Genomic DNA, 12,398 nt, shown 5'->3' with positions numbered 1-12,398 from the left:
GGCAGCCGGCTTATTCACGATTCTTTGACGAGCACCTCACACGGCATTGACCCCCTGTAAGCGAATCTGGGCCCTATCAGCCCTCTCCCTATTCGGTTACATCGCGCATGTTCAAGAATCAATTGCTGCCAGCTCTCAGCCTCGTGTTCATGGCGCTGTTCACAACCGCCCCTGCCCAAGCCGAAGAACTCACGCCCATGCGTTCATTGGAATGGGCCCAGCCGGTAGGCGATCAATACAACCTGTACCAGATGACGCCCACGCTCTATCGCAGCGCGCTGCCGGATAGCGGTGCTGTTCCTGTACTGGAAAAACTCAAGATCGCAACGGTGATCAACTTTCTGCCAGAGTCCGATGCCAGCTGGCTGAAATCACCCGGCATCAACCAGGTGCAATTGTCTTATCGCACCAACCATGTCGACGACGCCGATGTGCTCGCGGCGCTGCGTGCCATTCAAGACGCCGAAGCCAGTGGCCCGGTGCTGATGCACTGCAAACACGGCTCCGACCGCACGGGCCTGATGGCGGCGATGTATCGGGTGGTGATTCAGGGATGGAGCAAGGAAGACGCGCTGAACGAAATGACCCTGGGCGGGTTTGGCGCCAGCAGTGGCTTCAAGGACGGCGTTCGCTACATGATGAAGGCCGATGTCGACAAGTTACGCACGGCGCTGGCCAGCGGTGAATGCAGCACCAGCGCTTTTGCGCTGTGCTCGATGAAAAGCTGGCTGAATACCGCGGACAACGCCAAAGACCCGGCCCAGGAAAAAACAGCCTGGGTGATCGCGCCCTGAGCCATCAACTCAGGGCGCGCATGCCAGTCAGTCTTTTTTCAGCTTCGGATTAGGGAAGAACTGCACCGCCTGCACCTTGGGATCCGGTGCTTTCAACGCTGATGTATTGACCCGTGTACCCAATTCCTTGGGCACTGACAGACCTTGCTCATTCAGCGTGTCGGAATAGCCGCAGGCCACGCATTCGCGGTGCGGCACGTCGTCCTCGTTCCACATCATCAACTTGTCCGGCTCGCTGCACGCCGGGCAGACCGCCCCGGCGATAAAGCGTTTTTTGGTTTTCACAGGCGCTTCACTCATGCTGCCGCGTCCTCACTCAGGCCGCTGTGGCGCAAGAGTGCGTCAATCGACGGCGCACGTCCGCGGAAGTCGACGAACAGCACCATCGGTGCCTGGGAACCGCCACGGGCCAGGATCGCCTCGCGGAACGCGCGGCCAGTCTCGGCATTGAGCACGCCGTCTTCTTCGAACTTGGAGAAGGCATCCGCCGACAGCACTTCGGCCCACTTGTAGCTGTAGTAACCCGCCGCGTAACCGCCGGCAAAGATATGCGCAAAGCTGTTGGGGAAGCGGTTGTAGGCCGGCGGACGCATCACCGACACCTCGTCACGCACGCCTTCCAGCACCTGCAGCACACTGCGACCATCGCCGTGGGTCGCGTGCAGTTCGAAGTCAAACAGCGAGAACTCCAACTGGCGAACCATCATCAGGCCAGACTGGAAGTTCTTCGCCGCGAGCATTTTTTCCAGCAGGTCCTGAGGCAGCGGCTCACCGGTTTCGTAGTGACCGGAAATCAGCGCCAGGCCTTCCGGCTCCCAGCACCAGTTCTCCATGAACTGGCTCGGCAACTCCACCGCATCCCAGGCCACGCCGTTGATGCCGGACACGCCAGCGTGGTCGACACGGGTCAACAGGTGGTGCAGGCCGTGGCCGAATTCGTGGAACAGTGTGGTCACTTCATCGTGAGTCAGCAGGGCAGGCTTGCCGCTGTCAGCCGGGGTGAAGTTGCACACCAGGTTGGCCACCGGGCTTTGCAGCACGCCATCAACGGTGCGGCGACGGTCACGGGCGCCGTCCATCCAGGCACCGCCACGCTTGTTGGCGCGGGCGTACAGGTCGAAGAAGAAGCGGCCGACGTGCTGGCCGTTTTCCTTGATTTCGAACAGGCGGACGTCCGGGTGCCAGGTGTCGAAGCCTTTCTGCTCGGCGATTTCGATGCCGTACAGGCGCTGCACAATGGCGAACAGGCCGCTGAGCACTTTGTCGATCGGGAAGTAGGCACGCAGGGTTTCCTGGGCCACGCTGTAGCGTTGTTCACGCAGCTTTTCGCCGTAGAAACCGCTGTCCCAGCTTTGCAGGTCCGGGCAGCCTTGTTCGGCGGCATAGGCCTTGAGCTGTTGCAGGTCCTGGGTGGCGAACGGCTTGCTGCGCTTGGCCAGGTCCCGCAGGAAGCTCAGCACCTGGTCGCTGGACTCGGCCATTTTGGTGGCCAGGCTCAGTTCGGAGAACGAGGCGAAGCCCAGCAGTTGCGCCAGCTCCTGACGCAGGTCGAGGATCTGTTCCATGACCGGGCCGTTATCGTTCTTACCGGCATTCGGGCCTTGGTCCGACGCACGGGTGCAGTAGGCCGCGTAGATTTCTTCACGCAGGGCGCGGTCGTGAGCGTAGGTCATCACCGCGTAGTAGCTCGGGAATTCCAGGGTGATCAGCCAGCCGTCGAGGCCCTTGGCCTGGGCAGCGGCCGCCATTTGCGCCTTGGCCGAATCGGTCAGGCCGGCGAGGGTCGCTTCGTCGGTGACGTGCTTGGTCCAGGCCTGGGTGGCGTCGAGCAATTGGTTGGAGAACTTGCTGCCCAACTCGGAAAGCTTGCTCTGCACTTCGGCATAACGCTTTTGCTGCTCAGGCGGCAAATCGATACCCGACAGGCGGAAGTCCCGCAGCGAGTGTTCCAGAATGGTTTTTTGCGCCACGTCGAAGCCGGCGGCTTCCGGGCTGTTAGCCAGGGCTTCGAACGCCTGGAACAGTTCACGGTTCTGGCCCATTTCGGTGGAGTAGGCGCTCAGTGCCGGCAAGCAAGCCTCGTAGGCTTCGCGCAGTTCGGCGCTGTTGCACACGGCGTTCAAGTGGCTGACCGGGCTCCAGGCGGCACCCAGGCGGTCGTTGAGTTCGTCCATGGCCAGGATCAGGCCGGCCCAGGTCGGATTTTTACCCTGGCTTTGCAGGATGCCTTCGATGGCGACGCGGTTGTCGGCGAGGATCTGTTCGATGGCCGGCTGTACGTGCTCGGCACGGATCGCCGAGAACGGCGGCAGGTCGTAGGACTGCAGAAGAGGGTTGTTCGCGCTCACGGTTGGCACCTTGGCTGAAGAAACATGTAAGAACAAAGATGGGGCCATCTTAATTACAATCAACGCCCACCGCAGCTATCAGCAGAAGAGAGAGAGCCTATCGTGACCCTTCGCACCTACCAGAATCACACGCCGGCCTTGCTTGCCGGGGCTTTCGTCGATGCATCGGCGGTGGTGATCGGCGACGTCGAAATCGGCGCCGACAGCTCGGTATGGCCGCTGACGGTGATTCGCGGCGACATGCACCGTATCCGCATCGGTGCGCGCACCAGCGTGCAGGACGGCTGCGTGCTGCACATTACCCATGCCGGGCCCTTCAATCCTGATGGTTTCCCGCTGTTGATCGGCGACGATGTGACCATTGCCCACAAGGTCATGCTGCATGGCTGCACCGTGGGCAACCGGATTCTGATCGGCATGGGCAGCATTGTGATGGACGGCGCCGTGGTGGAAGACGACGTGATCATCGGCGCCGGCAGCCTGGTGCCGCCGGGCAAGAAACTCGAGAGCGGTTTCTTGTATGTCGGCAGCCCGGTTAAACAGATCCGCCCGCTGACTGACAAGGAACGGGCGTTTTTCACCTACAGCGCCGCGAACTACGTGAAGCTCAAAGACCTGCACCTGGCCGAAGGCTTCGACCAATGACAAGGACACCCATGCATTACCAAACCGTTCTGTTCGACCTCGATGGCACCCTCACCGACCCGCGCGAAGGCATCACCCGCTCGATCCAGTACGCCCTCGCCAAACTGGGGATTGATGAACCGGACCTGACCAAGCTGGAGCACTTCATCGGCCCGCCGCTGCTGCAAGCGTTCATGCATTTTTATGACTTCGACGAAGCCAAGGCCTGGGAAGCAGTGAATTTCTACCGCGAGCGCTTCAAGGTTACCGGCCTGTACGAAAACCGCGTATTCGACGGCGTGATGCCGCTGCTGGAAGCGTTGAATGGCCAGGGCCGCCAGCTGTATGTGGCCACGTCCAAGCCTTGGGTGTTCGCCCGTGAAATCGCCCGGCATTTCGATCTCGCCAAACACTTCAAGGTGATCTACGGCAGCGAGCTGGACGGCACCCGCACCAACAAGGTCGAGCTGATCGCCCACCTGATGGCCGAAGAAGGCCTGGACCCGGCCGGCACCTTGATGATTGGCGACCGCAAACACGACCTGATCGGCGCGCGCAGCAATGGGCTGGATGCGGCGGCTGTAGGGTATGGCTTTGGTAGCTATGAAGAGTTGAATGCCGAAGCGCCGACCTGGCACTTCGAAACGCTGGATGAGATGCATCAGGCCTTTTTGCAGCGGCCATAAAACCATCCCGTAGCAGCTGTCGAGCCCCAGCGAGGCTGCGTCGGGCGCGACTCGGTCCCAAGCCTGGTTTGAGAGCTGCGGTGCGGCCTACGCAGCCTCGCTGGGGCTCGACAGCTGCTACGGGGAAGGGGCTTCCAGTGTTTTTAGTGACGCCTTGCGCTGTTCCACCGGCAACCCGCCCAGCTTCTCCACCGCCGCAAAGAACTTCGGCCAATCCCCGCCTTCCTGCCGGAACAACGCGGCAAACGCCGGCACCCACTGGTCATACAGGCCAAACGGCAACAACCTGGCGTTGTTCATCGGCAAGTTCATCCAGGCGTCATAACGCTTGTCGCCACCCCACTGGCTATCGCGCATTTGCCGGTAGTCACGGCGCAGGCGTTCGAATTCAGCCGCCTTGGCCTGGCGCATGGCATCTGCCGCCAGCGGCTGCGCGTACAACTGCTCCAGGCGCTTGCGGGTATCGAGCACCAGCCGGGTGAACTGGTCACGCTGTTTCAACGCCGACTCGCTGGCAGGCGGCAAGCCCCGGGCCGCGCGCCATTGCCGGGTGCCTTCCTGCTCGACGAAGGTGGCGTACGACTCGTTGAACTCAGTGTCGTCCTTCACATAAAACCGCTGGTGCGCCAGCTCATGAAAAATCAGCGTGGCCAGGCGCTCGTCGCCCCAGCTCATCATCGAACTCATGATCGGATCATTGAACCAGCCGAGGGTGGAATAGGCCTCCACGCCACCAATCGACACGTCCATGCCTTGCTGTTTCAACAACGCCGCCTGGCCGCGCGCGGCGCCTTGGTTGTAATAACCGCGATAGGCCACGCACCCGGCAATCGGGAAGCAGTGAGTCTGTGGCGACAGGGAAAATTCAGGCGTGGCGAAGACGTTCCAGACCACATAAGGGCGGCCAATATCCGCATACAAGCGGTAACTCTGGTTATCCGGCAGGTGCAGGTGTTCGCTGGCGAAGGTGCGGGCTTTCTGCGATTGCACCAAATGCTCGCGCAGCACCTGTGGACGAGACGGATCGGCGATGACCACGGAGACCGGCTCCCGGGTCCGCAGCAGTTGCAATTGCCCGCCTGCCAGTTGGCTGTAGTAACTGACGCTGGAACAGCCACTGAGCAACAGCAGCATCAACCCGGGAAGTAAACGCCTGACCATTAAAACCTCTCGCAGGTAACTATCCCGCCAGACTATCTCGCCTGTGGGGAATTTTTCCATGGCGTGGCGTGTTTATACTCAGGGAGCGTGTTGCCGAGCGCAGCCGCTCAAACGACCATTCCTACAGTTGAGTGCTTAACATGCGTCAGCTACTGCTTCCCGTCGCCGCGATCTTTCTCAGTGCCTGCACGTCGACGCCGCTACCCGCGGTTGATCCGCAGCAAGCCTGGGTCGACTTCGCCACCCCGACACCCGGCGCCAAGCTGGTCATGGCGCAACGCCTGGACGGGAAAAACCTGAACGACGGGCGCTACTTCCAGGTGCCACCTGGCAGCCACGAATTGATGGTGCGATTTGATTTCGAGGTGCCCACTGGCGGCAGTTTCAGCGGATTTGGCCAAACTACCGACCGAACCTGCTTCATGACCCTGCAATACGACCGTTTCGAGGCAGGCCAGCGCTATCGCCTGGAAGGGCGCTCACTGGGCTACAACCCGAATATCCGGCTGTACAACAAAGCGGGTCAATTGCTGGCCGAAGAACGTAGCGTCAACTGCATCTGATCAGTCGTTGTTCTTCTGGTAGACGATGGCCTTGGTGCCATTCTCACAGCTGCCGACAACCATGGCGCTGTCGTGCTTGTCTGCTTCTTCCTTGGTGACGATTTCGAGGGTGTAGGACGGAACGGCATTCGCCTGGATTTTGACCTCGATCTCTTTCCTGAGCTCTTCACAATCTTTCGGCGCCGCCAGGGCCGACGTGGCCAGTGCACCGCAGATAACCGCCAAGGCAATACGTTTCATGTGTGAAGCTCCCTGAATGCACGCGCACGGGTGTGCGCTGAGTCTGCAATCGGCTATTCGACCATACCTGAACGTGTAGGAGCGAGCGTGCTCGCGAAAAACCTCAACGATAACGCGTGCCGCCTGGAAGGGCGCGGCGCCTTTGAGGTCTTCGCGAGCACGCTCGCTCCTACAAGGCTCGATCAATTAACGAGGGTGCCATCCAGGGTAATGGTTGCGTTCAGTACCTTGGATACCGGGCATCCTTCCTTGGCTTTCTTGCTCAGCTCATCGAACTGGGCCTGGCTGGCGCCTGGGATCTTTGCCTTGAGGATCAGGTGCACAGCTGTAATCGCAAAGCCACCGTCCACTTGGTCCAGGGTCACTTCGGCCTGGGTGTCGATGCTATCGGCCTTGAGCCCGGCGTCGCCGAGAATCATGGAAAAGGCCATGGAGAAACAACCGGCATGGGCGGCGCCGATCAGTTCTTCAGGGTTGGTGCCCTTGCCGCCTTCAAAACGGGCCTTGAAACCGTAGGGCGCTTCGCGCAGCACGCCGGTTTCCGTGGAGATGGAACCCAGGCCAGTCTTCAGGTCGCCTTCCCAATGCGCGGATGCTTTTTTAACGATACTCATAGCGGTCTCCTCGAACGGTGGTTTTGCCTCAGTAAGGGTTCTGAGGATAGACGCCCCGGCAAAGTTCATCTTGTCGGAGAAACCTAGCGATTAAGTAGGAAATTTCACCTTCGCTATTGAATCTCGGGTATATGCCCTCATTGCATAGAACATGCACATGAAGCGGCAGGTTTTGGTTCGTCTAAGAAGCCTGCGCCCCCATTGGAGAAGCAGGCTTATGAAATCGCTGTCCGACGTAAAGTTCTCGACCCTCGACCTCGTGCCAGTGCGCGCCAACGGCAGCCCGGCGCAGTCGCTGCGCAATTCCCTGGACCTGGCCCAGCACGTGGAAAAATTCGGCTACAACCGTTTCTGGGTGGCCGAACACCACAATATGGACGGCATCGCCAGCTCGGCGACCTCGGTATTGCTGGGTTATCTGGCGGGCGGCACCTCGACGATTCGTGTCGGTTCCGGTGGCGTGATGCTGCCCAACCACGCGCCGTTGGTGATCGCCGAGCAGTTTGGCACCCTGGAAAGCCTGTACCCGGGCCGCATCGACCTGGGCCTGGGCCGCGCACCTGGCTCCGACCAGATGACCGCCCGCGCCCTGCGCCGTGAACGCTCCGGCAGCGCCGATGACTTCCCGGAAGATGTAGCGGAACTGATGGCCTACCTCGGCCCGCGCACCCCGGACCAGCGAGTGATCGCCGTGCCCGGCACCGGCACCAACGTTCCTGTGTGGCTGCTGGGCTCGAGCCTGTTCAGTGCGCAACTGGCAGGCGAGCGCGGTTTGCCTTACGCCTTTGCCTCACATTTCGCACCGCGCCTGATGCATGAAGCGATTCGCGTCTATCGCAACCACTTCAAGCCTTCGGCCGTGTTGGACAAGCCCTACGTGATGCTCGGCATCCCGTTGGTGGCCGCCGATACGGATGAACAGGCTGATTACCTGGCCACCTCGGTGTACCAGCGAATCCTCGCTTTGATGCGTGGGCAAAGCCTGGTGCAGCGCCCGCCGGTCAAGACCATGGACGGCCTGTGGCTGCCCCATGAGAAAGACGCTGTAGGCAGTTTCCTTGGCCTGGCCATGGTGGGCAGCCCGCAGAAGATCCGCGCCAAGCTGGAAGTGCTGGTGGAGCAGACCGGCGCTGATGAGCTGATCTTCACCTGTGACCTGTACGAGCATGCCGACCGGATTCATTCCTACGAGCTGCTGGCCCAGATCATGAAGGGCTGAATCGCAGGCATAAAAAAACCGACGCACTTGCGTCGGTTTTTTACGTCTGCAACACGGGATCACCCGCGCTTGTAGGCGATTTCCTTGGTACCGGCTTCACAGCTGCCGACAACCGTGTGGTCACTAGGTGCAGCACCTTTGTCCACGATTTCCAGGGAGTAGCCCGAAGCGCCTTTCGCGTCGATTTTCGCCGCGATCTCGCTTTTCAGCTCTTCACAAGGCTTGCCCGCCGCCAGGGCTGTGCCCGCAATGCTCAACAAACCTACCGCCAACAAAAAGTTCTTCATCCGTCACTTCCTTGGGTTGATCGAAAGGAAGCACATCGCCGCTCACCACGTCGATGTGCCTAAAGGTTGTAGCGGAGTTTATGGCAATCGGCCAGCGCGCAAGTTCAACCGGCTCAATCAACTACTGGCAATTCGGAACCCCACCTTGAGGGTGACCTGGAAATGCGCGGCCTTGCCGTCCTTGATATGACCGCGGGTTTCGGTCACTTCAAACCACTCCAAGTGCTTGATGCTCTTGCTGGCTTCGGCCAGGGCATTGTTGATGGCTTCCTCGATGCTGGTGGTGGAAGAGCCCACCAGTTCGACTTTCTTGTAGGTGTGATGATCACTCATAAGGTTTTCTCCTGGGGTCGTTAATGAAGCCTAGCAGTGAATTCTCGTACTGCTTCTGGCGACCATTCCCATACGAAAGTTCAGATTTACTGCACTTTCTGAAACCGCCGCAGTCGGAAACAACACACGCCACTCAATCACTCCAGGAGAGCCCACATGGCCAACACCTCTTTACGCAAAGCGTCATTGGAAAGCATGGAAGCCGAGATTTCGAGCCTGCTCAAATCTCTGGAAAGCCTCAAGGACGATGCGTCTGACGAGTCGCGCAAAACCCTGAAGGCCCTGAAAAGCAATGCCGAGAATGCCCTAAAGCATTCCCGTCACCTGATCAGCGATGCTTACGAAGAAAGCAAAGTCAAAATCCGCGAAACCGGTGTTGCGACACGGGACTACGCGCAAGAGCACCCTTGGACTACCGCTGGCGTCGCCGTTGGCGCGCTGGGCCTGCTGGCTGCTTACTTGCTGTGCAAACGCGGCGACTAAACAACCTGGCGCGCAAGCTCAGCCTTGAGCCACTGCGCCAGTTGCCGGGCGCGCCCATCCGCGGCGCGCTTGGGTAGCCACAACGCCAGTTGCGCCGGGGTTTCACTGAAACCCCACGGCGCAACCAGTCGACCCGCTCGCAGGTCCTCTGCCACCAGCGGCTCAGGCGCAATTGCCACCCCCAGCCCGGCCACCGCCGCCTCCAACAAATAATACAAATGCTCGAAACCCTGACCGTATTTCAACGCGCCAGCGTCGATTCCGTGGTGCTGCGCCCAGCTGGGCCAGGCTTGTGGGCGCGAAGTGGTGTGCAACAAGGCTTGATCCAGCAGGGCTTCGGCAGGTGCCTGGCGTAAACGCTCGTAATCGGCAAATCGCGGACTCATGACCGGGCCGATGCGCTCGCTGGCCAATTCGTACACCTGCATATCCGCCGGCCACGGCGGCTCAGCGAACACCAGCAGCGCGTCCAACCCGGGGCGGCGCGGGTCGAGGTCGCCTTCGCCCGCCGACAGGTGCAGGCGCAAATCCGGCAGATCGGCGTTCAGGCGCCCCAAACGCGGAATAAACCAGCGCGCCAGCAGACTGCCGGAGCAGCCGAGCACAAACGGCGCGTCGGCACTGCTTTGCGTGAGTTCGGCGCAGGTGTCCCTCAGTCGCTCGAAGGCCTCGAAACTCGCATCCCGCAGGCGGATGCCGGCATCTGTGAGTTTGAGGCCGCGCCCGTCCTTGACGAACAGGCTGACACCGAGGTGTTCTTCTAACACCTTGAGCTGCCGGCTGACCGCGCCATGGGTCACGTGCAGTTGCTCAGCGGCCTGGCTGACGCTGTTCAGGCGTGCAGCCGCCTCGAAAGCGCGCAGGGCGTTCAGTGGTGGGAGGTCTCGGCTCATCTGTGAGTTTTCCTGACGGGTTGTGGCGATCTTATCGGTTTTCACGTGGAAGCGTCAGGGGTAGAGTGACCGTCATTGCCAATTACACATTTTCTACCTGGAGCGTCCCATGACTCAGACCCAGACCGATTTACGCAACGGCCCAGACGCCAATGGCCTGTTTGGTTCGTTCGGCGGCCGCTACGTGGCGGAAACCCTGATGCCGTTGATCCTTGATCTGGCCCGCGAATACGAAGCGGCCAAGATCGATCCGGCCTTCAATGAAGAACTGGCCTACTTCCAGCGCGACTACGTCGGACGCCCAAGCCCGCTGTACTTCGCCGAACGCCTGACCGAATTCTGCGGCGGCGCCAAGATCTACCTCAAGCGCGAAGAGCTGAACCACACCGGCGCCCACAAGATCAACAACTGCATCGGCCAGATCCTGCTGGCGCGGCGCATGGGCAAAAAACGCATCATCGCCGAGACCGGCGCCGGCATGCACGGTGTGGCCACCGCCACCGTCGCCGCGCGTTTTGGCCTGGACTGCGTGATCTACATGGGCACCACCGACATCGAGCGCCAGCAGGCCAACGTATTCCGCATGAAGCTGCTGGGCGCTGAAGTGATCCCGGTAGTCGCCGGCACCGGCACCCTGAAAGATGCGATGAACGAAGCCCTGCGCGACTGGGTCACCAACGTCGACAGCACCTTCTACCTGATCGGCACCGTGGCCGGTCCGCACCCGTACCCAGCCATGGTTCGCGACTTCCAGGCCGTGATCGGCAAGGAAACCCGTACCCAACTGCAGGCCCAGGAAGGCCGTCTGCCCGACAGCCTGGTGGCGTGCATCGGCGGCGGTTCCAACGCCATGGGCCTGTTCCACCCATTCCTGGATGACACCAGCGTCGAAATCATCGGCGTTGAAGCGGCCGGCTACGGCATCGAGACCGGCAAACACGCGGCGAGCCTCAACGGCGGCGTACCGGGTGTGCTCCACGGCAACCGTACCTTCCTGTTGCAGGACGACGATGGCCAGATCATCGATGCCCACTCGATCTCCGCTGGCCTCGACTACCCGGGCATCGGCCCTGAACACGCTTGGTTGCACGACATCGGCCGCGTCCAGTACACCTCGGTGACCGACGACGAAGCCCTCGACGCCTTTCACAAATGCTGCCGCCTGGAAGGGATTATTCCTGCACTGGAAAGCGCCCACGCCCTGGCCGAAGTGTTCAAGCGCGCGCCGACCTTGCCGAAAGATCACCTGATGGTGGTCAACCTGTCCGGCCGTGGCGACAAAGACATGCAAACCGTGATGCACCACATGGAACAGTCCCAGCAGGAGAAACACTGATGAGCCGCCTGCAAACACGTTTTGCGCAACTGAAAGAACAAAACCGCGCCGCCCTGGTGACCTTCGTCACCGCTGGCGACCCGGGCTATGACACCTCGCTGGCGATCCTCAAGGGCTTGCCGGCGGCCGGCGCCGATGTAATCGAGCTGGGCATGCCGTTCACCGACCCGATGGCCGATGGCCCAGCGATTCAGCTGGCCAACATCCGTGCACTGACCGCCAAGCAGAACCTCACGAAAACCCTGCAAATGGTTCGCGAGTTCCGCGAGGGCAACAGCGACACGCCGCTGGTGCTGATGGGCTACTTCAACCCGATCCACATGTACGGCGTGCCACGCTTTATCAGCGATGCAAAAGAAGCCGGCGTCGACGGCCTGATCGTGGTCGACATGCCGCCCGAGCATAACGGCGAGCTGTGCGACCCGGCCCAGGCTGCCGGTATCGACTTTATCCGCCTGACCACGCCGACCACCGATGACGTGCGCCTGCCGACCGTACTCAACGGCAGCTCCGGGTTTGTGTACTACGTTTCGGTGGCCGGTGTGACCGGTGCCGGTGCCGCAACCCTGGAACACGTTGAAGAAGCCGTGACCCGTCTGCGTCGGCATACCGACCTGCCGATCAGCATCGGTTTTGGTATCCGCACCCCGGAGCAGGCCGCTGCAATCGCCCGCCTGGCAGACGGTGTGGTGGTGGGTTCGGCACTGATCGATCACATCGCCAATGCCAGCAACGATCAACAGGCCATCGACGGTGTATTGACCCTCTGTTCAGCGCTGTCGGAAGGTGTGCGCAACGCCCGTAAGTAAGCGGCTCG

16 protein-coding genes are annotated in these 12,398 nt (G+C 60.8%); 8 read left to right on the top strand and 8 right to left on the bottom strand.

The window, feature by feature from the left end; translation table 11 throughout:
* Positions 1-107: 107 nt before the first annotated feature.
* The gene (locus ACA046_RS00255; protein WP_497675669.1) at positions 108-794 is read left to right on the top strand and encodes a phosphatase domain-containing protein; all 687 of its coding nucleotides are present in this window, start codon (positions 108-110) and stop codon (positions 792-794) included.
* Between the two features lie 27 nt (positions 795-821).
* Here ACA046_RS00255 and ACA046_RS00250 read toward each other — a convergent pair whose 3' ends face one another.
* Complete coding sequence (locus tag ACA046_RS00250; protein WP_318304320.1) at positions 822-1,094, bottom strand: YheV family putative zinc ribbon protein; 273 nt, start codon at positions 1,092-1,094, stop codon at positions 822-824.
* A complete protein-coding gene (gene prlC / locus ACA046_RS00245) occupies positions 1,091-3,190 on the bottom strand; it encodes an oligopeptidase A (RefSeq protein WP_459025000.1) in 2,100 nt (699 codons plus the stop codon). The genes ACA046_RS00250 and prlC overlap by 4 nt, the downstream gene beginning before the upstream one ends.
* Positions 3,191-3,244: 54 nt before the next feature.
* Between prlC and ACA046_RS00240 the strand changes: the two genes are divergently transcribed.
* Both ACA046_RS00240 and ACA046_RS00235 read left to right on the top strand, forming a co-directional pair.
* Complete coding sequence (locus tag ACA046_RS00240) at positions 3,245-3,787, top strand: gamma carbonic anhydrase family protein (RefSeq protein WP_076013301.1); 543 nt, start codon at positions 3,245-3,247, stop codon at positions 3,785-3,787.
* A gap of 11 nt (positions 3,788-3,798) precedes the next feature.
* Complete coding sequence (locus ACA046_RS00235; RefSeq protein ID WP_497675668.1) at positions 3,799-4,452, top strand: HAD family hydrolase; 654 nt, start codon at positions 3,799-3,801, stop codon at positions 4,450-4,452.
* Positions 4,453-4,569: 117 nt separating this feature from the next.
* On the opposite strand, the gene ACA046_RS00230 is transcribed toward ACA046_RS00235, so the two are convergent.
* Entirely contained in the window at positions 4,570-5,613 is a 1,044-nt protein-coding gene (locus tag ACA046_RS00230; RefSeq protein ID WP_497675667.1) for an aminopeptidase, read from the bottom strand.
* 140 nt (positions 5,614-5,753) lie between these two features.
* Between ACA046_RS00230 and ACA046_RS00225 the strand changes: the two genes are divergently transcribed.
* The gene (locus ACA046_RS00225; RefSeq protein WP_459024994.1) at positions 5,754-6,176 is read left to right on the top strand and encodes a PA0061/PA0062 family lipoprotein; all 423 of its coding nucleotides are present in this window, start codon (positions 5,754-5,756) and stop codon (positions 6,174-6,176) included.
* Here the strand turns inward: ACA046_RS00225 and ACA046_RS00220 are convergent, their stop codons facing one another.
* Positions 6,177-6,416, bottom strand: a complete 240-nt coding sequence (locus ACA046_RS00220; RefSeq protein WP_076013297.1) for a DUF1161 domain-containing protein — start codon at positions 6,414-6,416, stop codon at positions 6,177-6,179.
* Positions 6,417-6,598: 182 nt separating this feature from the next.
* On the bottom strand, positions 6,599-7,030 hold the full coding sequence (locus ACA046_RS00215) for an OsmC family protein (protein WP_003170750.1): 432 nt from the start codon (positions 7,028-7,030) through the stop codon (positions 6,599-6,601).
* A 217-nt stretch (positions 7,031-7,247) separates the two neighbouring features.
* Here ACA046_RS00215 and ACA046_RS00210 point away from each other — a divergent pair, with 217 nt between their 5' ends.
* On the top strand, positions 7,248-8,249 hold the full coding sequence (locus ACA046_RS00210) for an LLM class flavin-dependent oxidoreductase (RefSeq protein ID WP_008439586.1): 1,002 nt from the start codon (positions 7,248-7,250) through the stop codon (positions 8,247-8,249).
* A 59-nt stretch (positions 8,250-8,308) separates the two neighbouring features.
* Here ACA046_RS00210 and ACA046_RS00205 read toward each other — a convergent pair whose 3' ends face one another.
* Positions 8,309-8,536, bottom strand: coding sequence for a DUF1161 domain-containing protein (locus tag ACA046_RS00205; RefSeq protein ID WP_003214893.1), 228 nt, complete (start codon positions 8,534-8,536; stop codon positions 8,309-8,311).
* A gap of 117 nt (positions 8,537-8,653) precedes the next feature.
* Positions 8,654-8,869 carry a dodecin gene (locus tag ACA046_RS00200; protein WP_017848986.1) on the bottom strand — a complete coding sequence of 72 codons (216 nt, stop codon included), beginning with the start codon at positions 8,867-8,869 and terminating at the stop codon, positions 8,654-8,656.
* 156 nt (positions 8,870-9,025) lie between these two features.
* Between ACA046_RS00200 and ACA046_RS00195 the strand changes: the two genes are divergently transcribed.
* Positions 9,026-9,352, top strand: coding sequence for an ElaB/YgaM/YqjD family protein (locus ACA046_RS00195; RefSeq protein WP_003170746.1), 327 nt, complete (start codon positions 9,026-9,028; stop codon positions 9,350-9,352).
* Here ACA046_RS00195 and ACA046_RS00190 read toward each other — a convergent pair.
* Positions 9,349-10,245, bottom strand: a complete 897-nt coding sequence (locus tag ACA046_RS00190) for a LysR family transcriptional regulator (protein WP_076013295.1) — start codon at positions 10,243-10,245, stop codon at positions 9,349-9,351. The two genes, ACA046_RS00195 and ACA046_RS00190, sit on opposite strands and share 4 nt — an antisense overlap.
* Positions 10,246-10,354: 109 nt before the next feature.
* Between ACA046_RS00190 and trpB the strand changes: the two genes are divergently transcribed.
* Positions 10,355-11,581, top strand: a complete 1,227-nt coding sequence (trpB, locus tag ACA046_RS00185) for a tryptophan synthase subunit beta (protein WP_088421918.1) — start codon at positions 10,355-10,357, stop codon at positions 11,579-11,581.
* Entirely contained in the window at positions 11,581-12,390 is an 810-nt protein-coding gene (gene trpA, locus ACA046_RS00180; protein ID WP_008439583.1) for a tryptophan synthase subunit alpha, read from the top strand. Before trpB ends, trpA begins: the two co-directional genes overlap by 1 nt.
* Positions 12,391-12,398: the final 8 nt, after the last annotated feature.

It is taken from the genome of Pseudomonas sp. LBUM1641, from assembly GCF_059716235.1.
This window is presented reverse-complemented; position numbering and strand designations above follow the sequence as displayed.